Source organism: Nonomuraea sp. NPDC052265, from assembly GCF_044547985.1.
GTDB lineage: Bacteria > Actinomycetota > Actinomycetes > Streptosporangiales > Streptosporangiaceae > Nonomuraea.
Genome location: NZ_JBIUBJ010000008.1, coordinates 14,544 through 38,153 on the forward strand (window position 1 = coordinate 14,544; position 23,610 = coordinate 38,153).

Annotated in this window: 27 protein-coding genes; 4 read left to right on the forward strand and 23 right to left on the reverse strand. The window is 69.6% G+C overall.

Annotated elements, in window-relative coordinates:
• Positions 1–11 precede the first annotated feature (11 nt).
• The 14 genes from nuoK to ACIHAD_RS23870 form a co-directional block, all read right to left on the reverse strand.
• On the reverse strand, positions 12–308 hold the full coding sequence (gene nuoK, locus ACIHAD_RS23805; protein WP_125643825.1) for an NADH-quinone oxidoreductase subunit NuoK: 297 nt from the start codon (positions 306–308) through the stop codon (positions 12–14).
• The gene (locus ACIHAD_RS23810) at positions 305–1,087 is read right to left on the reverse strand and encodes an NADH-quinone oxidoreductase subunit J (RefSeq protein ID WP_397356798.1); all 783 of its coding nucleotides are present in this window, start codon (positions 1,085–1,087) and stop codon (positions 305–307) included. Before ACIHAD_RS23810 ends, nuoK begins: the two co-directional genes overlap by 4 nt.
• The gene (gene nuoI, locus ACIHAD_RS23815) at positions 1,080–1,595 is read right to left on the reverse strand and encodes an NADH-quinone oxidoreductase subunit NuoI (protein WP_189646988.1); all 516 of its coding nucleotides are present in this window, start codon (positions 1,593–1,595) and stop codon (positions 1,080–1,082) included. Before nuoI ends, ACIHAD_RS23810 begins: the two co-directional genes overlap by 8 nt.
• Positions 1,582–2,886 carry an NADH-quinone oxidoreductase subunit NuoH gene (gene nuoH, locus ACIHAD_RS23820; RefSeq protein ID WP_352322507.1) on the reverse strand — a complete coding sequence of 435 codons (1,305 nt, stop codon included), beginning with the start codon at positions 2,884–2,886 and terminating at the stop codon, positions 1,582–1,584. Before nuoH ends, nuoI begins: the two co-directional genes overlap by 14 nt.
• The gene (locus tag ACIHAD_RS23825; RefSeq protein WP_397356799.1) at positions 2,883–5,270 is read right to left on the reverse strand and encodes an NADH-quinone oxidoreductase subunit G; all 2,388 of its coding nucleotides are present in this window, start codon (positions 5,268–5,270) and stop codon (positions 2,883–2,885) included. Before ACIHAD_RS23825 ends, nuoH begins: the two co-directional genes overlap by 4 nt.
• The gene (gene nuoF / locus ACIHAD_RS23830) at positions 5,267–6,559 is read right to left on the reverse strand and encodes an NADH-quinone oxidoreductase subunit NuoF (protein ID WP_397356800.1); all 1,293 of its coding nucleotides are present in this window, start codon (positions 6,557–6,559) and stop codon (positions 5,267–5,269) included. The genes ACIHAD_RS23825 and nuoF overlap by 4 nt, the downstream gene beginning before the upstream one ends.
• A complete protein-coding gene (gene nuoE / locus ACIHAD_RS23835) occupies positions 6,556–7,212 on the reverse strand; it encodes an NADH-quinone oxidoreductase subunit NuoE (RefSeq protein ID WP_189646992.1) in 657 nt (218 codons plus the stop codon). The genes nuoF and nuoE overlap by 4 nt, the downstream gene beginning before the upstream one ends.
• Positions 7,209–8,534 carry an NADH-quinone oxidoreductase subunit D gene (locus tag ACIHAD_RS23840; protein ID WP_397356802.1) on the reverse strand — a complete coding sequence of 442 codons (1,326 nt, stop codon included), beginning with the start codon at positions 8,532–8,534 and terminating at the stop codon, positions 7,209–7,211. The genes nuoE and ACIHAD_RS23840 overlap by 4 nt, the downstream gene beginning before the upstream one ends.
• A complete protein-coding gene (locus ACIHAD_RS23845) occupies positions 8,531–9,238 on the reverse strand; it encodes an NADH-quinone oxidoreductase subunit C (RefSeq protein ID WP_397356803.1) in 708 nt (235 codons plus the stop codon). Before ACIHAD_RS23845 ends, ACIHAD_RS23840 begins: the two co-directional genes overlap by 4 nt.
• Positions 9,235–9,786 (reverse strand): NADH-quinone oxidoreductase subunit B family protein, encoded by a 552-nt coding sequence (locus ACIHAD_RS23850; RefSeq protein WP_352322512.1) that lies wholly within the window; start codon positions 9,784–9,786, stop codon positions 9,235–9,237. Before ACIHAD_RS23850 ends, ACIHAD_RS23845 begins: the two co-directional genes overlap by 4 nt.
• A gap of 2 nt (positions 9,787–9,788) precedes the next feature.
• The gene (locus tag ACIHAD_RS23855; RefSeq protein WP_357692402.1) at positions 9,789–10,184 is read right to left on the reverse strand and encodes an NADH-quinone oxidoreductase subunit A; all 396 of its coding nucleotides are present in this window, start codon (positions 10,182–10,184) and stop codon (positions 9,789–9,791) included.
• 64 nt (positions 10,185–10,248) lie between these two features.
• Positions 10,249–11,502 (reverse strand): geranylgeranyl reductase family protein, encoded by a 1,254-nt coding sequence (locus tag ACIHAD_RS23860; protein ID WP_397356804.1) that lies wholly within the window; start codon positions 11,500–11,502, stop codon positions 10,249–10,251.
• Positions 11,503–11,685: 183 nt separating this feature from the next.
• Positions 11,686–11,832, reverse strand: coding sequence for a hypothetical protein (locus tag ACIHAD_RS23865; protein WP_397356805.1), 147 nt, complete (start codon positions 11,830–11,832; stop codon positions 11,686–11,688).
• A 555-nt stretch (positions 11,833–12,387) separates the two neighbouring features.
• Positions 12,388–13,104 (reverse strand): demethylmenaquinone methyltransferase, encoded by a 717-nt coding sequence (locus ACIHAD_RS23870; RefSeq protein ID WP_397356806.1) that lies wholly within the window; start codon positions 13,102–13,104, stop codon positions 12,388–12,390.
• Positions 13,105–13,267: 163 nt separating this feature from the next.
• Between ACIHAD_RS23870 and ACIHAD_RS23875 the strand changes: the two genes are divergently transcribed.
• Entirely contained in the window at positions 13,268–14,473 is a 1,206-nt protein-coding gene (locus ACIHAD_RS23875; protein ID WP_397356807.1) for a hypothetical protein, read from the forward strand.
• Here ACIHAD_RS23875 and ACIHAD_RS23880 read toward each other — a convergent pair.
• Positions 14,470–14,688, reverse strand: a complete 219-nt coding sequence (locus ACIHAD_RS23880) for a DUF4229 domain-containing protein (RefSeq protein WP_397356808.1) — start codon at positions 14,686–14,688, stop codon at positions 14,470–14,472. The genes ACIHAD_RS23875 and ACIHAD_RS23880 overlap by 4 nt on opposite strands.
• A 257-nt stretch (positions 14,689–14,945) precedes the next feature.
• On the opposite strand from ACIHAD_RS23880, the gene ACIHAD_RS23885 reads away from it, so the two are divergent.
• Entirely contained in the window at positions 14,946–15,167 is a 222-nt protein-coding gene (locus tag ACIHAD_RS23885; RefSeq protein WP_026214226.1) for a BldC family transcriptional regulator, read from the forward strand.
• 178 nt (positions 15,168–15,345) lie between these two features.
• Here ACIHAD_RS23885 and ACIHAD_RS23890 read toward each other — a convergent pair whose 3' ends face one another.
• Both ACIHAD_RS23890 and ACIHAD_RS23895 read right to left on the reverse strand, forming a co-directional pair.
• Positions 15,346–15,588, reverse strand: coding sequence for a hypothetical protein (locus ACIHAD_RS23890; protein WP_397356809.1), 243 nt, complete (start codon positions 15,586–15,588; stop codon positions 15,346–15,348).
• A gap of 10 nt (positions 15,589–15,598) precedes the next feature.
• The gene (locus ACIHAD_RS23895; RefSeq protein ID WP_397356811.1) at positions 15,599–16,576 is read right to left on the reverse strand and encodes a hypothetical protein; all 978 of its coding nucleotides are present in this window, start codon (positions 16,574–16,576) and stop codon (positions 15,599–15,601) included.
• A 123-nt stretch (positions 16,577–16,699) separates the two neighbouring features.
• Here ACIHAD_RS23895 and ACIHAD_RS23900 point away from each other — a divergent pair, with 123 nt between their 5' ends.
• Positions 16,700–16,987, forward strand: a complete 288-nt coding sequence (locus tag ACIHAD_RS23900; protein WP_397356812.1) for a PLD nuclease N-terminal domain-containing protein — start codon at positions 16,700–16,702, stop codon at positions 16,985–16,987.
• Here the strand turns inward: ACIHAD_RS23900 and ccsA are convergent.
• The 5 genes from ccsA to ACIHAD_RS23925 form a co-directional block, all read right to left on the reverse strand.
• On the reverse strand, positions 16,984–17,958 hold the full coding sequence (gene ccsA / locus ACIHAD_RS23905) for a cytochrome c biogenesis protein CcsA (protein ID WP_397356813.1): 975 nt from the start codon (positions 17,956–17,958) through the stop codon (positions 16,984–16,986). The two genes, ACIHAD_RS23900 and ccsA, sit on opposite strands and share 4 nt — an antisense overlap.
• Positions 17,948–19,510, reverse strand: a complete 1,563-nt coding sequence (locus ACIHAD_RS23910; protein WP_397356814.1) for a cytochrome c biogenesis protein ResB — start codon at positions 19,508–19,510, stop codon at positions 17,948–17,950. The genes ccsA and ACIHAD_RS23910 overlap by 11 nt, the downstream gene beginning before the upstream one ends.
• Positions 19,510–20,232, reverse strand: coding sequence for a cytochrome c biogenesis CcdA family protein (locus ACIHAD_RS23915; protein ID WP_397356815.1), 723 nt, complete (start codon positions 20,230–20,232; stop codon positions 19,510–19,512). Before ACIHAD_RS23915 ends, ACIHAD_RS23910 begins: the two co-directional genes overlap by 1 nt.
• Complete coding sequence (locus ACIHAD_RS23920; RefSeq protein ID WP_397356816.1) at positions 20,225–20,788, reverse strand: TlpA family protein disulfide reductase; 564 nt, start codon at positions 20,786–20,788, stop codon at positions 20,225–20,227. The genes ACIHAD_RS23915 and ACIHAD_RS23920 overlap by 8 nt, the downstream gene beginning before the upstream one ends.
• Before the next feature lie 71 nt (positions 20,789–20,859).
• Positions 20,860–21,498: a histidine phosphatase family protein gene (locus tag ACIHAD_RS23925; RefSeq protein ID WP_397356817.1), complete on the reverse strand. Its 639-nt coding sequence runs from the start codon at positions 21,496–21,498 to the stop codon at positions 20,860–20,862.
• 242 nt (positions 21,499–21,740) lie between these two features.
• Between ACIHAD_RS23925 and ACIHAD_RS23930 the strand changes: the two genes are divergently transcribed.
• Positions 21,741–22,601 carry an EamA family transporter gene (locus tag ACIHAD_RS23930; protein ID WP_397356818.1) on the forward strand — a complete coding sequence of 287 codons (861 nt, stop codon included), beginning with the start codon at positions 21,741–21,743 and terminating at the stop codon, positions 22,599–22,601.
• Between the two features lie 52 nt (positions 22,602–22,653).
• Here the strand turns inward: ACIHAD_RS23930 and ACIHAD_RS23935 are convergent, their stop codons facing one another.
• Positions 22,654–23,574, reverse strand: a complete 921-nt coding sequence (locus ACIHAD_RS23935; RefSeq protein ID WP_397356820.1) for a LysR family transcriptional regulator — start codon at positions 23,572–23,574, stop codon at positions 22,654–22,656.
• Positions 23,575–23,610: the final 36 nt, after the last annotated feature.

Genomic DNA, 23,610 nt, shown 5'->3' on the forward strand with positions numbered 1-23,610 from the left:
AGTCACCTCTCTTAGTACTTCAGCAGGTTGACGTCGTCGACGGACGCGGACCTGCGGGTTCGGAAGATCGTCACGATGATGGCCAGGCCGACGACGACCTCGGCCGCGGCCACCACCATCACGAAGAACGCGATGATCTGGCCCTCCAGGTTGCCGTTCTGCCTGGCGAAGGTGACGAACGCGAGGTTGCAGGCGTTGAGCATGAGCTCGACGCACATGAACACCACGATCGCGTTGCGCCTGATCAGCACGCCGAGCGCGCCGATCGCGAACAGCACACCCGACAGGATCAGGTAGTGGGTCGTCACTTGGTCACCTCGTTGGTGGTCTCCTCGGCGTCATCCTCGGCCGTGTGCTGGATGGCCTCGGCGAGCTTGGGGTCCTCGGGGAGGTGGCCGTGCTCGACGTCGTAGCGGGCGATGTAGCGGTTGACCGACGACTCCGCGACCGAGCCGTCGGGCAGCAGCGCCGGCATGTCGATGGCGTTGTTCCTGGCGTACGTGCCGGGGCCGGGCAGCGGCGAGGGACGCTCGCCCAGGAACCTGGCGCGCGAGAGGTCCTTCTGCGTGACCTTCTCGGTGAGCTTCTCCCGGTGCGCCAGGACCATCGCGCCCAGGGCGGCGGTGATCAGCAGGGCCGAGGTGACCTCGAAAGCGAAGACGTACTTGGTGAACAGCAGCAGCGCGATCGAGCGGACGTAGCCGCCCTGCGCCGTGGCCTGGGCCAGACCCGCCTCACCGGAGAAGATCGCGTTGCCCACCGCCAGGATGATCAGGACGGCGAAGCCGAGGGCCGCCAGGGCGCCCCAGAAGCGCTGCCCCTTCAGCGTCTCCACGAAGGAGTCGGAGGAGTCGACGCCCACCAGCATGAGCACGAACAGGAACAGCATCATGATGGCGCCGGTGTAGACGATGATCTGCACCGCGGCGAGGAAGGGCGCGTCCTGGACGGCGTAGAGCACCGCGAGGCAGAGCATCACGGTGCCGAGCATCAGCGCCGAGTAGACGGCCTTCCTGTTGAAGACCATGCCGAGCGCCGCGCCGACGGACACGACGGCGAGAACCCAGAATGTGATGGTCTCACCCATTGGTTCGTCCCAGCCGGTAGTAGTCCTCTTCGGTCTCGCCGAGGCGCATGGGGTGGGGCGGCTGCTCCATGCCCTGCGTCAGCGGCGCGAGGAGCATCTCCTTGGTGAAGATGAGGCTCTCGCGGCTGCTGTCGGCGAGCTCGTACTCGTTGGTCATGGTGAGCGCGCGGGTCGGGCAGGCCTCGATGCACAGGCCGCACAGGATGCACCGCAGATAGTTGATCTGGTACGTGCGCCCGTAACGCTCACCCGGCGAGAAGCGCTCCTCGTCGGTGTTGTCCGCGCCCTCGACGTAGATCGCGTCCGCCGGACACGCCCACGCGCACAGCTCGCACCCGACGCACTTCTCCAGCCCGTCCGGCCAGCGGTTGAGCTGGTGACGACCGTGGAAGCGAGGAGCCGTCGGCTTCTTGACCTCCGGGTAGTTGGTCGTGACGGGCTTCTTGAACATCGTGTGGAAGGTGACCCCGAAGCCCTTGACGGGGTTCAGCCAATCAGTTAGTCCCACTGGGAATCTCCTTGTGCTGCACCCCGTGGTAGTGCGGCAGATCGAGCGGCGGCACAGGGAAGCCGCCGGCCGTCGGCTCGTCGGACAGTTGCTCGAACTCGGCCTCCACCTCGGCCTTGCGCGCCTCCTTGCGCCGCTGGTTGACGGTGTCGAACCGCATCCAGATGGCCAGCGCGCCGACCACGATGACCGCGCCGATCACGATGCCGACCGTCTTGTTGCCCTCGTTGACGACCACGTTGCGAGCCGCGGCGACGAGCAGGATCCAGGCCAGGTTCACCGGGATCAGCACCTTCCAGCCCAGGGACATGAGCTGGTCGTAGCGCACGCGCGGCAGCGAGGCACGCACCCACACGATGAAGCTGAAGGTCAGCACGAACTTGATGAAGAACCACAGCACCGGCCACCAGCCCGTGTTGGCGCCGTCCCACAGGGAGATCGGCCACGGGGCCCGCCAGCCGCCCAGGAACAGGGTGACCGCGATGCCCGAGGCGGTGAAGGTGTGCAGGTACTCGCCCATCATGATCAGGGCGAACTTCAGGGACGAGGAGTACTCGGTCTGGAAGCCGCCGACCAGCTCGCCCTCGCCCTCGGGCAGGTCGAACGGGATACGGGCGGCCTCGCCGAACATGCAGATCACGTAGATCACGAAGGACGGGATCAGCAGGAAGACGAACCAGCCCTGCTCGCCCTGCGCCTTGACGATCTCGGAGGTGGACAGCGTCCCGGCGAACAGGAAGATCGCCACGAACGACAGACCCATCGCGATCTCGTACGAGACCACCTGCGCCGCCGACCGCAGACCGCCCAGCAGCGCGTACGGCGAGCGCGACGACCAGCCGGCCAGCACCACGCCGTAGACCGAGATGGCGCCCATGGCCAGCATGAACAGCACCGCCACCGGCAGGTCGACGAGCTGCAGCGGCGTCTGCACGCCGAACAGGTTGACCATCGGCGCGAACGGCACGATCGAGAAGGCCAGGAACGCCGGCACGACCATGATCACGGGGGCCAGCAGGTAGAGCACCTTGTCCACGGTCCGCGGGAAGATGTCCTCCTTCAGACCCATCTTGATGCCGTCGGCCACCGACTGGAGCAGACCGAACTTGCCGGCCCGGTTGGGGCCGTAGCGGTGCTGCATCCGCGAGATCAGCTTGCGCTCGTACCAGACGCCGAACAGGATGCCCAGCATCAGGAAGGCGAACAGCATCACGGCCTTGATGATGGTGATCCACAGCGGGTCCTTGCCGAAGTCGGCGAGGGTGGGATCGGCCGCGAGAACGTGGGTCATGATGCGCTCCCGATCGTGACGATGTCGCCGGCCAGCGCGCGCAGATCGCGCGTGACCGAGCAGCCGCCGGAGTTCGCCGGCACCCAGACCACCCGGTCGGGCAGGTCGGCGACGCGGACCGGCAGCGTGACCGCGTTGGGGCCGGGGCCGCCGACGACGAGCTTGTCGCCGTCGATGACGCCGATCTCGGCCGCCGTGGCCGCCGACACCAGCGCCTCGGTGGCGCGGGCGGTGCCGGCCAGGTACGGCTCGCCGTCCTGGAGCCTGCCCTCGTCGAGCAGCAGGTGCCAGGTCGCCAGCAGCGCCTCGCCGGCCGCCGGGGCGGCCTGGGCGCGGGTGGCGGTGCTCGGCGCGGCGACGCGGGCCCCGCGCCAGGCGCCGAGGCTGGACAGCTCGCGCCGGACGGCCTTGGCGTCCGGCAGGCCGAGGTGCACGTCCATGCGGTCGGCCAGGTTGCCGATGACGGCCAGGTCGCTCTGGATGCCGGGCACGCGCAGCGGCGCCTCGAACGAGCGGCCCCTGCCCTCCCAGTTGACGAACGTGCCGCTCTTCTCCTGCACCGCCGCGACCGGCAACACCACGTCGGCGCGGTCGGTGACGGCGCTGGCGCGGATCTCCAGGCTGACGATGAACGGCGTGTTCTCCAGCGCCTCCAGCGCGGCGGCGGGGTCGGCCAGGTCGTGCGGGTCGACGCCCGCCACGACCAGCGCGTCGATCTCGCCGGAGCGGGCGGCGGCGATGATGCCGTCGGTGTCACGGCCGGGGACGGCGGGCAGCGAGCCCACGTTCCACACCCTGGCGACCTCGGCCCTGGCGCCCTCGTCGTCCACGGGACGGCCGATCGGCAGCAGGTTGGGCAGCGCGCCGGCTTCGAGCGCGCCGCGCTCACCGGCCCTGCGCGGCACCCAGGCCACCCGGACGCCGGAACCGGCGCCGAGGCGGACCAGGGCGGACAGCGCGCCCGGCACGGTGGCCAGCCGCTCGCCGGCGAGCACGATCGTGCCCTCGGCCAGCGTGCCGACCAGCTCGCCGATCGCGTCGGCCTCGGCCCCGGGGGCGGCGGCGATGAGCGTGCCGCCCATCTTGGCCAGCCCGGCGGAGGCGAACGGCGCGATCGCGGTGACCTTCAGGCCCTTCTTCTGCCACGCCTTGCGCAGGCGCAGGAAGACGATCGGCGACTCCTCCTCGGGCTCGAACCCGACGAGCAGCACGGCCGGAGCCTTCTCAAGGTCGGTGTAGCTGATCTCGATGCCCTTGCCGGCGACCGCGTGCGCCAGGAACTGCGCCTCCTCGGCGGAGTGCGGGCGGGCGCGGAAGTCGATGTCGTTGCTGCCCAGCGCGACCCTGGTGAACTTGCTGTAGGCGTAGGCGTCCTCGACCGTGACCCGGCCGCCGACCAGCACGCCGGCCTTGCCGCGGGCGGCGGCCAGACCCTCGGCGGCGACCGCCAGCGCCTCCGGCCACGAGGCGGGCACGAGCACGCCTTCCTCGTTGCGCACCAGAGGCGTCTTGAGACGGTCGGGCTGGGTGGCGTAGGAGAAGGCCCAGCGGCCCTTGTCGCAGTTCCACTCCTCGTTCACCTGCGGGTCGTTGCCCGCCAGGCGGCGGGTGACCCGGCCGCGCCGGTGGTCGGTGCGCAGGGAGCAGCCCGACGCGCAGTGCTCGCACGCGCTCGGCGTGGACACCAGGTCGAACGGGCGCGCCCGGAACCGGTAGGCCGCGCCGGTGAGCGCGCCGACCGGGCAGATCTGCACCGTGTTGCCGGAGAAGTAGGAGTTGAACGGCTTGCCGTCGGCGACCCGCACCTGCTCCTTGGCGCCGCGCTCGAAGAACTCGATGAGCGGGTCGCCGGCGATCTGGTCGGAGAAGCGGATGCAGCGGGCGCACTGGACGCAACGCTCACGGTCGAGCAGCACCTGCGTGGACAGCGGCAGCGGCTTGGGGAACGTGCGCTTCTGCTCCTGGAACCGCGACTCGCCCTGGCCGTTCGACATGGCCTGGTTCTGCAGGGGGCACTCGCCGCCCTTGTCGCAGACCGGGCAGTCGAGCGGGTGGTTCATCAGCAGCAGCTCCATGGCCCCCCGCTGCGCCTTCTCGGCGACCGGCGAGGTGAGCTGGGTCTGCACGACCATGCCCTCGGCGACCTCGATCGCGCAGGACGGCTGCGGCTTGGGGAAGCCGCGGCCGTTGCCCGCGTCGGGGATGTCCACGAGGCACTGGCGGCAGTTGGCCGCCGGGTCGAGCAGCGGGTGGTCGCAGAACCGGGGGATCTGGATGCCCAGCAGCTCGGCGGCCCTGATGATCAGGGTGCCCTTGGGGACACTGACCTGGAACCCGTCGATGGTGAGGGTCACCAGGGTGGTTTCTGTTTCTACGACGGTCACTGCTCACCCCAGAGAGTGGACTTCTTCGGGTCGAACGGGCAGCCGCCGATCTCGAAGTGCTTGAGGTACTCCTCGCGGAAGTACTTCACCGAGGAGTGGATCGGGCTGGTCGCGCCGTCGCCGAGGGCGCAGAACGAGCGGCCGAGAATGTTGTCCGCGATGTCGGTGATCGTGGACAGGTCGTCCTCGGTGCCCTGGCCCTTCTCCAGGCGCTTGAGCACCTGCTTGAGCCAGTAGGTGCCCTCGCGGCACGGCGTGCACTTGCCGCAGGACTCGTGGGCGTAGAACTCGGTCCAGCGCAGCACCGTGCGGACCACGCAGGTGGTCTCGTCGAAGATCTGCAGCGCGCGGGTGCCGAGCATCGAGCCCTTGGCGCCGACGGCCTCGAAGTCGAGCGGCACGTCGAGGTGCTCGTCGGTGAAGATCGGCGTGGAGGAGCCGCCGGGGGTCCAGAACTTGATCTGGTGCCCTTCGCGGATGCCGCCGGCCATGTCGAGCAGCTCGCGCAGCGTGATGCCGAGCGGGGCCTCGTACTGGCCGGGCCTGGTGACGTGGCCGCTGAGGGAGAAGATGCCGAAGCCCTTGGACTTCTCGGTGCCCATCGAGGCGAACCAGTCGGCGCCGTTGCTGATGATCGAGGGAACACTGGCGATCGACTCGACGTTGTTCACGACAGTCGGCGAGGCGTACAGGCCCGCCACGGCCGGGAACGGGGGCTTGAGTCGCGGTTGACCTCTGAAGCCCTCCAGCGAGTCGAGCAGCGCCGTCTCCTCGCCGCAGATGTACGCGCCCGCGCCGCTGTGCACGACGAGTTCCAGGTCGTAGCCCGACCCGAAGATGTCGTTGCCCAGGAAGCCCTTCTCGTACGCCTCGCGCACGGCCGCGTGCAGCCGGCGGATGACGTGCAGCACCTCGCCGCGCACGTAGATGAAGGCGTAGTTGGCCCTGATCGCGAACGCGGTGATGATGACGCCCTCGACCAGCGAGTGCGGGTTGGCCATCATCAGCGGGATGTCCTTGCAGGTGCCCGGCTCCGACTCGTCGGCGTTGACGACGAGGTAGTGGGGCTTGCCGTCACCCTGCGGGATGAATCCCCACTTCATGCCGGTGGGGAAGCCGGCGCCGCCGCGGCCGCGCAGGCCGGAGTCCTTGACCGCCTGGATGACGGCGTCGGGGTCCATGCCCAGCGCCTTCTTGGCCGCGCTGTAGTCACCGCCGTAGCCGTCGAGGGTGAAGGAGTCGGCCTGGTCCCAGTTGGCCGTCAGGACCGGGGTCAGTGTGGTGCTCATGCCTCGGGGGCCTTCCATCCGTTGGCCTTGGCCACCTTCAGGCCCTCCAGCGAGGGGCCGGCGGCCGACGGGCCGTCGCCCGCCTGGTCGTCGGGGAGGCCCGCGAGCACGCGCGAGGCCTCCTTGAAGGTGCAGAGCTTCTTCGGTCCGCGGGTCGGCCGCACGTCCTTGCCGTCACGCAGGTCGTCGACGAGCTGCTTGGCCGAGGCGGGCGTCTGGTTGTCGAAGAACTCCCAGTTGACCATCATGACCGGGGCGAAGTCGCAGGCCGCGTTGCACTCAAGGCGCTCCAGCGAGATCTTGCCGTCGCCGGTGGTCTCCTCGTGGCCGACGCCGACGTGCTCGGACAGCTCGTCCCAGATCTCGTCGCCGCCCATGACGGCGCACAGCGCGTTGATGCAGACGCCGACGTGGTAGTCGCCGGCGGGCTTGCGCTTGTACATCGTGTAGAAGGTCGCCACGCCGGTGACCTCGGCCTTGCTCAGGCCCAGCATCTCGGCGCAGAACTCCTTGCCGTCGTCGGAGACGTAGCCGTCGGCCGACTGCACGAGGTGGAGCAGCGGCAGCAGGGCGGACCGCGTCTTGGGGTAACGGCCGATGATCTCCTTGGCGTCCTGTTCGAGACGCTCGCGGACTTCCGGTGAGTAAGTCACCGGTCCACACCTCCCATGACGGGGTCGATAGAAGCCACCGCGGCGATCACGTCGGCGACCTGGCCGCCCTCCGCCATGGCGGAGAAGCCCTGCAGGTTGCAGAAGGAAGGCTCGCGGAAGTGCACGCGGTACGGGCGGGTGCCGCCGTCGCTGACGATGTGCGCCCCGAGCTCGCCCTTGGGCGACTCGATGCTCGCGTACGCCTGGCCGGCCGGGACCCGGAAGCCCTCGGTCACCAGCTTGAAGTGGTGGATCAGGGCCTCCATCGAGCTGCCCATGATGTGCGCGATGTGGTCGGGCGAGTTGCCGAAGCCGTCGGGGCCGAGCGCGAGCTGCGCCGGCCAGCCGATCTTCTTGTCCTCGATCATCACCGGGTCGCCCTTGAGCGGGCCGGCGATGCGGTCGAGAGCCTGCTCGACGATCTTGAGCGACTCCTCCATCTCCCGCATGCGCACGAGGTAGCGCGAGTAGACGTCGCAGCCGCGCTCGGTGGCGACCTCGAACTCGTACGTCTCGTAGCCGGAGTAGGGCTGCGACTTGCGCAGGTCCCAGGGCAGACCGGCGGCGCGCAGGATGGGGCCGGTGATGCCGAGCGCCATGCAGCCGGTCAGATCGAGGTAGCCCACGTCCTTGGTGCGGCGCACGTAGACGGGGTTCTCGTCGAGCAGCTTGCGGATGTCCTTGATCCGCTTGGGCATCTCCTTGAGGAACTCGCCCACCTTGTCGACCGCGCCCGCGGGCAGGTCGACGCTGACGCCGCCCGGCCTGACGTAGGCGTGGTTCATGCGCAGACCCGTGATGTACTCGAACAGGTCCATGATCATTTCACGGTCGCGGTAGCCGAACAGGAACGGCGTGGTCGCGCCCAGCTCCATGCCGAACGTGCCCATCGCGACCAGGTGCGAGGCGATGCGGTTGAGCTCCATCATCATCACGCGGATGGCCTGCGCCCGCTCGGGCACGCGGTCGGTGATGCCGAGCAGCTTCTCCACGCCCAGGCAGTACGCGGTCTCGTTGAAGATCGGCGAGAGGTAGTCCATGCGGGTCACGAACGTGGTCCCCTGGGTCCACGTCCGGTACTCCATGTTCTTCTCGATACCGGTGTGCAGGTAGCCGATGACGCTGCGCGCCTCGGTGACCGTCTCACCGTCGAGCGTCAGGACCAGGCGGAGCACGCCGTGCGTGGACGGGTGCTGCGGGCCCATGTTGACGACCAGGCGCTCTTCCTCGGTGTCGCGCGCTCCGCCGACGACCTCGTCCCAGTCTCCGCCGGTGACCGAGTAGACCTTGCCCTCTGTCGCCTCGTCATAAGCGGTGCTCATGAGTAAGACCTCCTCTGGTCCGGCGAGGGGATGGTGGCGCCCCGGTACTCGACCGGGATGCCGCCGAGCGGGTAGTCCTTGCGCTGCGGGTGACCGTCCCAGTCATCCGGCATCATGATCCGGGTGAGCGACGGGTGACCGTCGAAGACGATGCCGAAGAAGTCGTACGTCTCCCGCTCATGCCAGTCATGACCAGGGTAAACGCCCACAGTGGATGGAATGTGCGGGTCGGCGTCGGGTGCGCTCACCTCGACGCGCACGCGCCTGTTGTGGGTGATCGAGCACAGGTGGTAGACGGCGCGCAGCTCCTCGCCCTTCAGGTGCGGGTAGTGCACTCCGGACACGCCGAGCGACAGCTCGAAACGCAGGGCCGGGTCGTCGCGCAGCTTCTGGCAGACCTCCACCAGGCGCTCCCGGCGGACGTGCAGCGTCAGCTCGCCGCGGTCGACCACGACGCGCTCGATGGCGTCGTCGAGGGCGAGGGCGTCGACGAGCTCGTCGAAGTAGCCGCCGTACGGGCGCGGCGTGGAGAGCTGCGGCGCCCGGCGGACGACGAGACCGCCGTAGCCGGAGGTGTCTCCGGTGTCGTGCGCGCCGAACATGCCGTGCCGGGCGACGGGCGCCTCGGGGACGGCCGGGACCGAGGCGGCCTCGGGGGCCTCCCCGCTCTCCGGGCTCCCGGGAAGGTGGTCGGGCGAGGTCACTTTCCGGCCCCCTGGTCGATCAGCGGCAGCGTGCGCAGCGCCCGCAGTTCGAGGTCCTCGATCTGCTTGGCGCGGTGAGCGCCGAACTTCATGTTCTGGATCTTGTCGTGCAGCTTCACGATCGCGTCGATCAGCATCTCCGGCCGCGGCGGGCAGCCGGGCAGGTAGATGTCGACCGGCACGACGTGGTCGACGCCCTGCACGATGGCGTAGTTGTTGAACATGCCGCCGCTGGAGGCGCACACGCCCATGGCGATGACCCACTTGGGCTCGGCCATCTGGTCGTAGATCTGCCGCAGGACGGGCGCCATCTTCTGCGACACGCGCCCGGCGACGATCATGAGGTCGGCCTGGCGGGGAGACGCCGAAGCGCGCTCCATGCCGAAGCGCGCCAGGTCGTAGTGGGGGCCACCGGTGGCCATCAGCTCGATGGCGCAACATGCGAGGCCGAACGTGGCCGGCCACACGGAGCTCTTACGCGCCCATCCGGCGGCCGCTTCGACCGTGCTGAGGATGAACCCGCTGGGGAGTTTCTCTTCAAGTCCCATTTTCAGTCCCAGTCCAGACCCTTGCGGCGCCACACGTACGCGTAGGCGACGAGCACGGTGACGATGAACAGCAGCATCTCGACCAGCGCGAACAGTCCGAGGCCGGACGCGATGACGTCGCCCGCGTCGTTCTTCAGCGGCGCGAAGGAGACCGCCCACGGGTAGAGGAAGATGATCTCGATGTCGAACACGATGAAGAGCATCGCGGTGATCATGTATTTGAGCGGGAACCGTCCGCCACCGACCGGCTGGGGCGTCGGCTCGATGCCGCATTCATAGGCGTCAAGCTTCGCGCGGTTCCAGCGCTTGGGACCGGTGAAGGGAGCGATGGCGACCGAGAAGATCGCGAAGCCCCCCGCGAGAACGGCGAGCACCAGGATGGGCACGTAAAGGTCCATCGCTACGCCTCCTCTGGAGTCGCCGCGCGCGCGGGCGCGCAGCTTGATGTGTCTGTCGTGGGAATCATGCTGGTGGGGCGACCTTCGAGAGTGCGTTGATGATCATGTCGGACGCATCGCCTCGCCGGTCGGTGAGATTACCAAGGAGTTTGAGCGCGAAGCGCATCAGCCTCGGGTGAGGCAGGCCGTGCCTGGTCCCGAAGCGCATCACACCCGGTTTCCCAATCGCCTCGACGAACAACCTCCCTAGTGTGAAGTAGCCGCCGTAGGCGTCCTTCATCACCTGGGGGTAGGTCCTCAGGATCCGCTCGCGCTGTGCGGGAGTGGTGTCCCTGAGGGCCTTCGCGATGATCTCGGCGGCTATCTCGCCGGTCTCCATGGCGTAGGCGATGCCCTCGCCGTTGAACGGGTTGATCGACCCGCCGGAGTCACCCACGAGGATAAGACCCCGCGTGTAGTGCGGCTGCCTGTTGAAGGCCATCGGGAGAGCGGCGCCGCGGATGGGGGCCGTCATGTTCTCCTCGGTGAAGCCCCAGTCGGCCGGCATGGCCTTGCACCAGCGCTTCAACAGGTCGCGGTAGTCGATGTTGCCGAACTGGGCGCTGGTGTTGAGCAGCCCGAGCCCGACGTTGGCGGTGCCGTCGCCGACGCCGAACACCCAGCCGTAGCCGGGCAGCAGCGTGTCGCCGTCCCACAGCTCCAGCCAGGTCTCCAGGTAGTCGTCGTCGTGGCGGGGGCTCTCGAAGTAGGTGCGGACGGCCACGCCCATGGGCCGGTCCTCCCGCTTGTGCAGGCCCATGCCGATCGCCAGGCGGGTGCTGTTGCCGTCGGCCGCCACGACCACGCGGCTGCGGTACGTCGCGCCGTCCTTGGTGCGCACGCCGACGATGTGCCCGCTGCGGTCGTCGAGCACCGGCCCGGTCACGGTGACGCCCTCCATGAGGCGCACGCCGTTCTTGACCGCGTTGGCCGCGACGATCTGGTCGAAGTCCTTGCGGGGGCGGACGAGGCCGAAGTCGGGGAAGCGCTCCAACTGCGGCCAGTCGAGCTCGAAGCGGAGGCCGCCGCCGACGACGCGCAGGCCCTTGTTCCTGATCCAGCCGGGCGCGTCGATGTCGACGCCCATGTTGAGCAACTGCTTGACGGCACGCGGCGTCAGGCCGTCGCCGCAGACCTTCTCGCGAGGGAACCTGGTCTTCTCCAGGAGCAGCACGTCGAGACCGGCCTGAGCGAGGTAAAAGGCGGTTGCGGAACCGGCGGGACCGGCGCCGACGACGATGACGTCGGCGTCAGCCTGTATGGCTGGTGGCACGGTCACTGGACTGTCCTGTCCTACACGCTCGAAGGCCTCGGGGTCTTGCGCCTTCGTTCCTTTGTGAACCCCTTCACAAACTTGTCGGCCCGCAGTCTACTGCTTTTCCTGTACATAGTGGCAGTCGGGGTACGGATCCCGGACACAAGAAGGCCCTCCGTCGTCAACGAAGGGCCTCGCACAGGATCGTCAGACTTCGAACTCGGCGTAGCGCACTCCACCGACGTACGCCCGCCACTCTCCGGGCGCGCTCCGGGCGAACGCGGCACACTCGCCGGCGGCCGCGCCGAGACTGCTCTTGCGCCATCCGTCCGGTGAGACAGTGAGGCCGCTCATCGGACGGACCACCTCCCGAGTCTCATTGGTCTGGACCAATGACGGTAGCCAACAGAAGATCGGCCGGGCCTGCAAGACACGCCACGATAACCATGTCGTTACGATTGATCTGCCAACGACGTGACGACTCCGCGCGATTCCTGCCCGTCCTCGGCGAGGGTGACGTTCTCGTGGTGGAGTCGCACTCCCGCCAGTCCTTCACGCCGTCGTCGCGGTCCAGGGCGGGCGGCGGGTCGCCGACCCCGTGGGCCGCGGCGGCCTGGCGACGCCCTTCTCGGACGGTGCCACCTGCCCGTTCTCCGTCCTGGAGATCTTGCACGTCGGCCGGCGGGGTGTCGGATTGATTTCTCCGATCACCCGGGCTCCTTCCGAGAATTCGAGGAGATAAGCCCACAAAGCGCGATGAGCAATCCCGGAAAGATTCCCTGTCGTCAGCCCGGCGGGAATTGCACAGGGCCTCCCTCCGGACCTCCGCAGCGAGCCCGCAAAGGCGAAAACCGGCAGAAAGGCGGAAGGTGAATTCCGGAACTCCGGCCGCTCAAGGGCCGAACCGGCTCAGGCGGGCTTGAAGCCCCTGTGCACGGCGACGATGCCCATCGTGAGGTTGCGCCAGGCGACCCGCTCCCAGCCGGCGTCACTGATCGTCCGGGCGAGCGTCCGCTGGTCGGGCCAGTCCCTGATGGACTCGGCGAGGTAGTCGTAGGAGTCGTCGTTGGAGCCGAACACCCCGGCCACCTTGGGCAGGAACTTCATCAGGTATTCGCGGTAGACCAGGTCGAACGGCGCGAACGTCACGTGCGAGAACTCCAGGATCACCAGCCGCCCGCCCGGCCTGGTCACCCGGAGCATCTCGCGCAGCGCCTGCGAGGTGTCCTGCACGTTGCGCAACGCCACCGAGATCGTCACCGCGTCGAAGACGCCGTCCGCGAACGGCAGCCGCATCGCGTCACCGGCCACGAACGGGATGCCGGGCCCGCTCAACGAGTTGCCGCCGTGCCGCCGCACGCCCGTGCGCAACATGCCGAGGGAGAAGTCGGAGGCCACCGCGCGGGCGCCGAGGCTCGTGAAGCTGTCGGTGGAGGTGCCGGTGCCCGCCCCCAGGTCGAGCACGACCTCGCCGGGCCCCGCGTCGACGGCGGCGGCCACGGCCTTGCGCCAGAGCCTGACCTGCCACAGCGAGGCAACGTCGTTGACCAGGTCGTAGCGCCGGGCGGTGCGATCGAACATCGCGGCGACCTCGTCCGGCTGCTTGTCCAACTGAGCGCGCGTCATGCGGACAAGAGTACTCACGCGGCCGGCGGGGTTTTCGCCGGGCGTTACGGCCTTTGACCAGCTACCACCCGGTCAGCGGGCGGGACCGGCGGCGAGCCAGGCCCTTGCGGCAATTGACGCAAAGTAGCGGCACCATTACCGAACGTCTGCTAGTTGTTGGTGAATGCTTGCCCGTGTCGCCCTTGCGGCGATCATCGCTTCGGCCCCCGTCGCGCATCCCCGCGTGGTCTCGGCCGACCCGGTCGACAACACCCCCCACGTCCTCGACGGCATCGTCAACGCCATCGCGCTGGTCGGCGGCACCGTCGTCGTCGGCGGCTCGTTCAGCGAGGTCGCCGACGCCGCGCGCACCTACACGCTGCGCCGGGCCAACCTGTTCGCCTACGACCTGGCGACCGGCCGCATCCTGCGTGACTTCGCGCCGTCCGTCGCCGGGCCGGTCTACGGGCTGGCCGCCGGCGACCACGGCACGGTCTACGTGGGAGGCGCCTTCCCCGGCGTCAACAACACCGGCGCCCGCGCGCTGGCCCGGATCAGCGTCGCCGACGGGCAGCTCGTCGGCGGCTTCTCCCCCCGGATCGAGGGCGGCATGGTCACCACCCTCGTCAGGAACGGCTCCAGGCTCTACGTCGGCGGCGACTTCGTCCGGCCGCGCGTGGCCCTGGCCGGGCTCGACGCCACGACGGGCGCGGCCGACCCCGGGTTCGCCGTCACGCCGGGCGAGCCGCTGACGCCCCGGGTGAAGGTCCAGGCCCTCGCCTTGTCGGCGGGCCGGCTGGCGGTCGACGGCTCGTTCACCACGCTCGGCGGGAAGTCCAGGCCACAGCTCGGCCTGATCGACGTCGGCGGCCCCGTGGCCAGGGTCGCCGACTGGCGCACCGAGGTCTACGCGCAGCGCTGCGCCGAGCCGTTCCCCTCCTACGTGCGCGGGCTGGACTTCGCCCCCGACGGCCGCTATTTCGTGGTCGTCACGACCGGGGGGCCGAGGGGTCGCATGTGCGACACGGCCGCCCGGTTCGAGACGTACGCGAGGGGCACGGACGTCAGGCCGACCTGGACCAACGCCACCGGCGGCGACTCGCTCTACGCGGTCGCGGTGACCGGCTCAGCGGTCTATGTCGGCGGCCACCAGCGCTGGCTGAACAACCCGCAGGGCCGCGACTCGGCCGGCCCGGGGGCGGTCCCCCGCGAGGGCATCGGCGCCATTCATCCGGGTACCGGAAAGGCGCTCGCCTGGAATCCGGGCCGGGAGCGCGGCATCGGTGTGAAGGCATTTCTGGCGCACAAGACAGGGCTACTAGTCGGTAGTGACACAACGCGACTCGGACGGGAGTACCATGCCCGGATTGGCATGTTCCCCCTGGCCTAGTCGTCCTGCGGCTTCGGGCGGTCGATCCGGTCGCTGAGGCGTGCGCTGACGGCGTCACGCTGCCTCGACAGCAACACGTAGCTGGCAATGCCGCTGATCACGAAAGCGGCTGCGAGCAGGATCAGCGGGTTTTGCAGGCCGACGAGGTACAGAACACCCAGGGTCACGACAAACAGGCCGATCCGCGACGCGGTGTAAACAAGAACGGGATGCACAGGTTCGAGGTTACTCGTCCCTGCGTAGCGGTCGCTCTTCGCATCGGACGCGAGCGCTGCTACTGTTCCCAGTTAGGGTGTTTCGTAAAGAAACACCCACGAGAGCCCCAAAGAGGCTCTATCATATAACAATCGGGCAGTCAGCTGATAACAACCCGTGATCTTTGTCGAAAACCACGGATAAATCAGGCTTCGCTCGACACACTGGTTACCTGTCCGCCCGCTGGCAGGAAGCGGGATGCGAGGGGGAGAGATTGGTGGAGAGTAGCAGCGAGCGTCTGCTGACCCCAGGAGAGGTTGCCGCCCTCTTCCGGGTAGACCCAAAGACGGTTACGCGCTGGGCTGCGGCAGGCCGCATCAGCAGTATCCGCACCCCCGGAGGGCACCGGCGCTTCCGCGAGTCGGAAGTGCACGCCCTTCTTCGAGGCGAGGACGTTCTCACGGCCGACAGGCCAGCAGGTGAGTCCCCGCGCGTCTGACGTTCCGTCTAGTCGGTGATCCTGAGATCCGCCAGGATCACCGCTGGCGGGACCTCAGTCCGCCGCACGTCGTGAGGCCGTGAACGAGCGTGCTTCCGGGCCACACCTCCCGAGGGCAGGCACGAGGCGGCGCCAACCGCCGACCGTGGCTGGCGCCCGTCCTCCTCAGGCGTCCTCCTCAGGCGTCCTCCTGGCCGGCCTTGAACGCCAGGAACTCACGCTCAAGGTCGTCGTTCTCCTCTTCCCAGCGACGCCGGCGCTCGGCCGCCTCCTCCTCGGTCAGCGACTCGGGCAGCCACTTGTCGTAGTCGGGATCGCCGGGCTGCACGTCCACGTACGCGTTGCCGATCAGACGCCCGTCTTCGCTGGTCAGGCTCTGCGGCACGCGCAGGGTCCCGTCAGCGAGCCGGATGACGTACATGGCTGATCACCTAGATTCCGTAGCGCCGGTTGAAGAAGAGCATGACGTCGAGCGCCATCCGTGTGTCGCCGCCGAGCATGTCCACCAGGGCCGGGCGCTGGCGGGCGGCGATGGCCGCGAAGGCGTCGGCGAAGAACTCCTTGCGGCCCAGGCCGTTGCCCTGGCGGTGGAAGGTCGAGGCGAGCTTGGGGAAGGCGTTCTCGTAGAGCCGGACGAACTCTCGCGAGTCCGACACCCATTCGCCGTGGAGCGAGTCCAGGTCGTCGATGGCGTGGCCGACCTCGTGCATCATCACGTCCGGTGTGGGTGAGGGCCGGTCGCCCACCACGATCTTGCGGTCGCCGTACGCGCCGGCGCAGATGTCCCAGGTGGCCCGGCCCGCCGGGAGCGGCGCGCCGCGTAAGTAGCCCATGTCGTCGAGGTCGGGGACGCCGCCCGGGCCGACGTAGATGCCTTCGAGGCCGGCGGCCAGCAGCTCCTTCAGCCGTTCCGGCAGCCGGGCCAGGCTCTCCACGGCGCGCACGGCGTCCTTGGAGGGCGGGCCGTGCCGGGCGTCCCACTGGCGGTGGAGGATCTTCTCCAGCTTGCCGCAGTGGCGCAGGCCGTCGCCGATGGAGGGGGCCTCGGGCCTGTTGGGCTGGGCCCTGGGGGGCGTGTCGTCGAGCTCGAAGTCGTACCAGGTGTAGCGGGGGCGTTCGGCGACGGCGGCGGGCAGGCGTTCCCCGCGTTCGCGCAGCGAGAAGCCGTCCCAGGTCACCTCGCGCCGCTGGGGGCCGCCCGGACGGGCGAACCGTTCCGGCTGCTGCTCCTTGCGCCGCTCCGCGCCGTTGAGCTGCTCTCTCGGGGCCTCGGGGCGGCTGTCCCTCCGGCGGGACCAGAAGGAACGGTCCGCGTCCGGAGGAGCCTCGTCACGCCGCGAGAACAGGTACGACCCGCGCCGCCACCAACGGCCGCGCCGATGTCGGCCCTTGTCGTGAGAAAAGGCCATCGCACCCCTTCACGCCGCGTCCATGCCGAACCGGGTTCCACGGTACGACGCCGATCTTCCCGAGTCATCCGAAACGGGACATCGCCCAACACGATCACGTCGCGGATGGCTTACAGTTCGGGCATGGCAGGTGTTCTGATCGGCCTGGCGTTGCTGGCCTTCTGGCTCTTCTCGCTCTTCGACGTCATCACCGCACCCGAGGAAGAGGTCAGGAACGTACCAAAGGCGCTGTGGGTCCTCATCGTCGTGCTGATCCCGCTTCTCGGCGGTGTGATCTGGATGCTGCGCGGCCGGCCCAAGGTCGAGCGCGACCCGTGGCCGGTGCCGCCGGGCCCGGGCGCGCCGAAGGGCCCGGACGACGACCCCGACTTCCTGCGAGATCTCGACCGGCGGATGCGCGGCGAGGACTAACCGCTGACGTCGGCGTAGCTGTGCAGGCCGGAGATGAAGATGTTGACGCCGACCAGGTTGAAGATCAGGCACCCGAAGGCCAGCAGCTGCACGATCATGGCGGCCCTGCCCCGCCAGCCGGCGGTCACCCTGGCGTGCAGGTAGGCCGCGTAGGCCACCCAGGTGATGAAGGACCAGACCTCCTTGGGGTCCCAGCCCCAGTAGCGGCCCCAGGCGCGGTCGGCCCAGAGCGCGCCGGCAATGACGGCGAACGTCCACAGCGGGAAGGCCAGCACGATCGCCCGGTGCGCCACCCGCTCCAGGTCGTCGCGGGTGGGCAGGCGGGAGAGCCCGTCGCCGCGCACCAGGAACAGCACCCCCGACACGCCGGCCAGCGTGAACAGCCCGCTGGCCAGGATCGCCGCGGTGACGTGGATCGCGATCCAGTACGAGTTCAGCGCCGGCACCACGGGCCCGGCCGCCGTGTAGAGCACCTTGACCGCGAACCCGAGCCCGAGCGTGGCGGCGATCATGACGAACGCGCCCAGGAACCGCACGTTCTGGCGGACCTGGGTGAACAGGAACGCGGTCACGGCGGCGAGGCAGATGGCCACCACGAACTCGTACATGTTGCCCCACGGCCACCGGCCGACCGCCAGGCCGCGGGTGATGATGGCGCCGAGGTTGGCGGCCCAGCCGATCCAGGCCAGCACGAGCGCGATGCGCCCGGCCCTGGCCCCGCCCCCCATGACGGGCGCGGGGTCGGCGACGGCCGCCTCCGCCTCGGGGGCGGCGTCGCCGTCCGAGGGGTCGCCGTCCGAGGGGGCGCCGACCGTGACGGGCTGCCGGGCGGCCCGCTTCACGGCGGCCTTGCCCGGCACGGCCCTCCCGAAGGCCAGCTCCATCGCGAAGCCCACCATGGCGATGATGTAGAGCAGGACGGCGGCGACGACGAACTTGTCGCTCAGCCCGGCCAATTGCTCAGCGGACATGCTGTTCTCCTGCTGATAGAGCCTTGACGATCTCGGCGAACTCCTCGGCGAAGCCCGCCGCGGAACCCTCGGTACGGGTCAGGCCGCCGACGTCGACCCGCCCTTCCCTGACCCGCACCCAGACACGGCGGCGGCGGATCATCAACGACAGCGCGATGGCGACGACCGCGACGGCCGCGGCGATCAGCGCGGGCACCCGCCCCGGGTCGTAGGCGGTCTGGAGCGTGATCCACTCCTTGACGCCGGTGAACTCCAGCTTCCCCGCCCCGCCGGGCAGCTCGGCCGACTCCCCCACCGACAGCGGCTTGGTCGCGAACGACCCCCGCACCACCGGGACGATCTTGCCGTCGAGCTCGTCCGGCAGGATCTTGTAGACCGACTGGGGCTTGCCCGACCGCATGCCGAGGTCGCCCACGTAACCGCCCAGGAGCTGCACCTGCGGCTGGAGCTCGCCGGGGAAGGCCGAGGCGTAGGTGCCGTCGGTCAGCGGCACGCTGGTGGGCAGGAAGCGCAGCAGGAACCCGAGCTGGGACGGCTGCGCGTCGGGCGCCTTGACGACGCACGACGAGGTCAGCGTGGACTTCTGGTCGATCAGGCAGGCCACGGGCCCTTCGTAGGCGACCTGACCCTTGCCGTCGGTGACCTTGAAGACGGGCGCGTAGCCGTGGCCGATCAGGTACGTCTGCGTCCCGTCGACCTCAAGAGGGTCGTTGACCTTGAGCTCGTAGTCGCGGGCGGGCGCGCCGGGCTCGTCGTGCACCTTCAGGTAGGCGGAGTAGTCGAGCTCCTGGCCCTTCTTGTCGCCCTCGACCTGGTAGGTGGCCTTGAAGTCGGACAGCTCGAACGAGAACGGCTGGAGCGACTCGGCCGAGACCCGGCTGCCGGGGATGAACCTGTCGTAGGCGGCCACGGTGTTGGCGAAGCCGTCGCCCTCGACGACCAGGACGTTGCCGCGGTAGCCGTACAGGGAGCCGAAGCCGACGGCGAGCAGGATGCCGATCAGCGCGACGTGGAAGAACAGGTTGCCGGTCTCGCGCAGGTAGCCCTTCTCGGCGGCCACCCAGCCGTCGCCGGTGACGACGCGGAAGCGCAGCCCGCGCAGCCGCCCGGCGGCCTCCTCCACGGTGAGGTCGCCCTCGAAGGAGTCGGAGTGCGGCAGCCGGGACAGGTTCTTGGGGGCGGCGGGCGGCTTGCGGCGCAGCTCGCGCAGATAGGTCGCGGTGCGCGGGATGATGCAGCCGACGAGCGAGGTGAACAGCAGCAGGTAGACGGCGGCGAACCAGACCGAGGTGAACACCTCGAAGAGCTGGAACCGGTCGTACCACTCGGCCAGGGTGGGGTTCTGCTGGTAGAGCAGCGCCACCTTGTCGGGCTCGACGCTGCGCTGGGGCACCAGCGAGCCCGGGATCGAGCCGAGCGCGAGCAGGAAGAGCAGGATCAGCGCGGTCTTCATCGAGGTGAGGGTGCGCCAGCCCCATCGCAGCCAGCCGACGGGCCCCAGCCTGGCCTGCCGCGGCTCGCGCTCCTCCCGCACCAGCTCGTCGACGCTCATCAGATCACCGGCTCGAACGCGCCGATGAGCCCCTGCATGGCCGCGATCATCGTCCCCCACAGTCCGGTGACGAGCAGCAGCCCGACGGCCACCATCATGACCCCGCCGATCCTGGTGATCAGCCTGGTGTGCCGGCGCACGGCCCGGAACGTGCGCAGTGCCTTGCTGTAGGCCAGGGCGGCGGCCACGAAGGGCAGCCCGAGGCCCAGCGCGTAGGCGACGGCCAGCAGCGCGCCGCGCGAGGCGCTGCCCTCGTTGAGCCCCAGCGTGAGCACGACGGCCAGCGTGGGGCCGATGCACGGCGTCCAGCCGAGGCCGAACACCACGCCGAGCAGCGGCGCACCGGCCAGGCCCGCGGCCGGCAGCTTGTGGATGCGCACGTCGCGCATCAGGCCGGGCAGCACGCCCAGGAAGGCCAGCCCGAGCAGGATCGTCAGGACGCCGAGGACCCGCGTGATGATCTGGGCGTTGCCCAGCATGATCGAGCCGAGCCCGCCGAACAGCGCGCCGCTGAGCACGAACACCAGCGCGAACCCGGCCACGAACAACACCGCGCCGAGCACGAGCCGCCCCCGCTTGGGGTCGGCGCTCATGCCCGTCACGTACGACAGATAGCCCGGCACCAGCGGCAGCACGCACGGCGACAGGAACGACACCACCCCGGCCAGCAGCGCGATCGGCACCGCGAGCAGCAGCGAGCCGGAGGCGACGACGTCACTCATCGCGCACCTTGGTCACCGTGTTCATCAGGTCGGTGTACTTGACCGCCCCGAGCGCCCTGGCCGCGACGCGCCCCTGCTTGTCGATGATCAGCGTGGACGGGATCGCCGCGGGCGGCACGGTGCCCTGGAAGGACAGCGCGACCTTGCCGGGCTGGTCGAAGATGTGGGAGTAGCCGGTCTGCTCGGTGCGCTCGAAGGCGAGGGCGTCGGCCTGGCGGTCCTTGAAGTCGACGCCGATGAACTGCACGTCGCCCTGGGTCTTGGCGGCGACCTCCTTGAGCACCGGTGCCTCGGCCCGGCACGGGCCGCACCACGAGGCCCAGAAGTTGATCACCACGACCTTGCCCTTGTGGGCGGCCAGCGAGGCCGTGCCGCCGTCGAGCGTGGGGCCCTCGACCGGCGGGGCCGCCTTGCGGTCGGAGGCGTCGAAGACCTGCATCTTGCCGTCGCCCGCGACGAACCGGGTGTCGCCCACCTGGGGCTGCCCGCTCTGGTTGGCCGCGCAGCCCGCGGCCAGCGCGGCCAGGAGAACGAGGGAGATGGACGTCGCGCGCACGGAGGATGATCTCCTTGTACTACAACCGGTAGAGCTTGCAACTCTACCGGCGGGGACACATGGCCCGGACATCAGGCCCCTGGTACCGACGGCCCCGAACTCAGCGACCCGGCCGGCTCGCTGTAGCCGACGCTGACCAGGCGGTCGCCCTCGAAGGTGAAGGTGGTGAGGCTGGCCAGCGCGCACTGCCTGCGGCGCGGGTCGTGCCAGAGCCGGCGGCCCTCGGCGGCCATCCTGATCGTCCAGATCGGGAGCTGGTGGCTGACCAGCACGGCCTCGTGCCCGCGCGCGGCGGCCCTGGCGTCGTCGACCGCCGACTTCATCCGCGCCACGATCGCCGGGTACGCCTCACCCCACGACGGGCGCAGCGGGTTCCAGAAATAGCGGTAGTTGCGCGGGTTGCGGAGGATGGCCAACCCCTGGCCGACCGGGCGGCCCTGCAGCATGTTCGCCGCTTCGAGCAGGCGGTCGTCCTTGGTCACGTCGAGGCCGAGCTTGTCGGTGAGCGGGGCCGCGGTCTCCAGCGCGCGTTCGAGCGGCGAGCTGAAGACGGCGACGATGTCGCGGCCGCCGACGGCCTTGGCGACCGTCTCGGCCATGAGCCTGCCGGTGTCGGACAGGTGGTAGCCGGGCAGCCTGCCGTACAGGATGCCGCCGGGATTGTGCACCTCACCGTGGCGCAAAAGGTGGACGACGGTGGTTTCAGCCATGGTGTGCCACAGCCTATCCGTTTCGATGCCGGTCATAGTCAGGGGCTGCCTGGTCCGGCATTTCGCGCGGCGGTAGGGTCGGGACGACTGCGCCTAGGGTTCCGCGTCCGGCCTGCCTCCCCCGTCACACAACCAGGGCCGGAAGACAGGTCCGAGCGGCGCCGCGGCCCCTGGGGGCCGTACAGCTGACGGGACAAAAGCCTGGAGGCTCCTCTCCGTCACACCTGGAAGGAGTCGCCCGGATGAGCCCTTGGGCGCTGGTCCTCATTCTCGTCGCCGCCGTCGCGCACGCCACCTGGAACCTGCTGAGCAAGAAGGCCTCCCAGGCCGACGGGATCGTCTTCCTCTGGCTGGTCGGGGTCGTGGCCACGGTGGTGTGGAGCCCGCTGTTCGCCGGGTTCCTGCTGGTCACGGGCGCCCGGCTGTCGTGGGGCGACCTCGCGGTGATCGGCGGCAGTACGGCCCTGCACCTGGTGTACTTCGTGCTGCTCCAGCGTGGCTACGGCGCGGGCGATCTGTCGCTGGTCTACCCAGTCGCCCGCGGTACGGGGCCGATGCTGGCCAGCCTGGTCGCCGTGCTGTTCCTGGACGAGCATCCGGCGCCGGTCGGCGTGGCCGGGATCGTGCTCGTCGGGGTCGGCGTGTTCATGATGAGCGGCGGCGCGGCCGGGCGCGGCGACCTGCGGGGGCTGGTGTCCGGGCTGGTCGTGGGGCTGTTCATCGCCGGGTACACGGTGTGGGACTCGCAGGTGGTCAGCGCGTTCGCGGTGGCGCCGATCATGCTCAACTACCTCGGGGAGGTCGGGCGGGCGCTGGCGCTCACGCCGTTCGTCGCCGGGGCCAGGCGGCGGCTGGTCGTGCCCGTGTGGCGGGAGCACCGGTCGCGGATCGTGGGGGCGGCGTTCCTGATCTTCCTGTCGTACCTGCTGATCCTGGTCGCGTTCACGATGGCGCCGGTGAGCGTGGTCGCGCCGGCGCGCGAGGTGAGCGTGCTGATCGCGGTGGTGCTCGGCGGGCGGCTGCTGGCGGAGGGCGACCTGCGGCGGCGGCTGCTGGCGGCGGGCGTGATCCTCGGCGGCGTGGTGGCGATCGCGCTCAGCTGAGCGCGTGCGTGGTGGCGATCGCGCCGGGTTGAGCGCGTGCGTGGCCGGGCGCTCAGTTGACCGCCCAGGCGTTCTCCTGCTCGCGGCTGACGGCGACCAGGGCCTCGACCGTGGCCCTGATCGCGGGACGGCGGGCCGCGTCGGTGCGCCACACCGCGTAGATGCGGCGCGACTGCCGCGGCATGATCGGGACCAGCCGCACGCCGTCGGGCACGCAGTCGCGGCCCAGCCGCGGCACGATCGCGCAGCCGAGCCCGGCGGCGACCAGCGCGAGCTGGGTGGGGTACTCGTCGGCCATGCAGGCGATCTCCGGCTCCAGCGAGGCGTTGCGCAGCGTGAAGACCAGCCAGTCGTGGCAGACCGTGCCGGGCGAGGAGCTGATCCACCGCTCGCCGTGCAGCTCGGCCAGCCCCAGCTCCCTGCGCCCGGCCAGCGGATGGTCGGCGGGGATCGCGACGTCGGCCACGTCGTCGAGCAGCGTGGCCCTGGACAGGCCCTCGGGCATGGCGATGGGCCGGTTGAGCCAGTCCTGCATCACGCCCAGGTCCAGCTCGCCCCTGGCCACCTCGCGCAGCACCCGCTCGGGCTCGCGCTCGTAGAGGTGCACGTGCAGGTCGGGATGGTGCTTCTTGAGCTGGACGAGCGCGCCGGGCATCAGGCCGCGGGTCGCGGTGGCGAAGGCGGCGATGCCGAGCCGGCCGACGACCTCGCCGCGCAGGGCCTCGAAGTCCGCCTCGGCGGTCTCGACCAGGGCCAGGATGCGTTCGGCGTGCTCGGCGAGCAGGCCCGCGGCGTCGGTCAGCCGCACGCCGCGGCCGCTGCGCTCCATGAGCCGGGCGCCCGTCTCCCGCTCCAGCTTGGCGATCTGCTGGCTGACGGCCGAGGGCGTGACCATGAGGGCGTCGGCCGCCGCGCCGACCGAACCGTAGACGTGCACGGCGTGAAGAGCCTTGAGCCGGTTCAGGTCCAACATGTAAGCCAGACTAAAGGGTTTAGCGTAGAAAGTCTC

What these genes read in the sequence shown, in the direction of transcription:
- ACIHAD_RS23810 (WP_397356798.1), bottom strand. Translation starts at nt 1,087, where the DNA reads ATGGGTGAGACCATCACATTCTGGGTTCTCGCCGTCGTGTCCGTCGGC.
- nuoH (WP_352322507.1), bottom strand. Translation starts at nt 2,886, where the DNA reads ATGACCCACGTTCTCGCGGCCGATCCCACCCTCGCCGACTTCGGCAAG.
- nuoF (WP_397356800.1), bottom strand. Translation starts at nt 6,559, where the DNA reads ATGAGCACCACACTGACCCCGGTCCTGACGGCCAACTGGGACCAGGCC.
- ACIHAD_RS23840 (WP_397356802.1), bottom strand. Translation starts at nt 8,534, where the DNA reads ATGAGCACCGCTTATGACGAGGCGACAGAGGGCAAGGTCTACTCGGTC.
- ACIHAD_RS23850 (WP_352322512.1), bottom strand. Translation starts at nt 9,786, where the DNA reads ATGGGACTTGAAGAGAAACTCCCCAGCGGGTTCATCCTCAGCACGGTC.
- ACIHAD_RS23855 (WP_357692402.1), bottom strand. Translation starts at nt 10,184, where the DNA reads ATGGACCTTTACGTGCCCATCCTGGTGCTCGCCGTTCTCGCGGGGGGC.
- ACIHAD_RS23865 (WP_397356805.1), bottom strand. Translation starts at nt 11,832, where the DNA reads ATGAGCGGCCTCACTGTCTCACCGGACGGATGGCGCAAGAGCAGTCTC.
- ACIHAD_RS23870 (WP_397356806.1), bottom strand. Translation starts at nt 13,104, where the DNA reads ATGACGCGCGCTCAGTTGGACAAGCAGCCGGACGAGGTCGCCGCGATG.
- ACIHAD_RS23875 (WP_397356807.1), top strand. Translation starts at nt 13,268, where the DNA reads ATGCTTGCCCGTGTCGCCCTTGCGGCGATCATCGCTTCGGCCCCCGTC.
- ACIHAD_RS23890 (WP_397356809.1), bottom strand. Translation starts at nt 15,588, where the DNA reads ATGTACGTCATCCGGCTCGCTGACGGGACCCTGCGCGTGCCGCAGAGC.
- ACIHAD_RS23895 (WP_397356811.1), bottom strand. Translation starts at nt 16,576, where the DNA reads ATGGCCTTTTCTCACGACAAGGGCCGACATCGGCGCGGCCGTTGGTGG.
- ACIHAD_RS23900 (WP_397356812.1), top strand. Translation starts at nt 16,700, where the DNA reads ATGGCAGGTGTTCTGATCGGCCTGGCGTTGCTGGCCTTCTGGCTCTTC.
- ccsA (WP_397356813.1), bottom strand. Translation starts at nt 17,958, where the DNA reads ATGTCCGCTGAGCAATTGGCCGGGCTGAGCGACAAGTTCGTCGTCGCC.
- ACIHAD_RS23910 (WP_397356814.1), bottom strand. Translation starts at nt 19,510, where the DNA reads ATGAGCGTCGACGAGCTGGTGCGGGAGGAGCGCGAGCCGCGGCAGGCC.
- ACIHAD_RS23915 (WP_397356815.1), bottom strand. Translation starts at nt 20,232, where the DNA reads ATGAGTGACGTCGTCGCCTCCGGCTCGCTGCTGCTCGCGGTGCCGATC.
- ACIHAD_RS23925 (WP_397356817.1), bottom strand. Translation starts at nt 21,498, where the DNA reads ATGGCTGAAACCACCGTCGTCCACCTTTTGCGCCACGGTGAGGTGCAC.
- ACIHAD_RS23930 (WP_397356818.1), top strand. Translation starts at nt 21,741, where the DNA reads ATGAGCCCTTGGGCGCTGGTCCTCATTCTCGTCGCCGCCGTCGCGCAC.
- ACIHAD_RS23935 (WP_397356820.1), bottom strand. Translation starts at nt 23,574, where the DNA reads ATGTTGGACCTGAACCGGCTCAAGGCTCTTCACGCCGTGCACGTCTAC.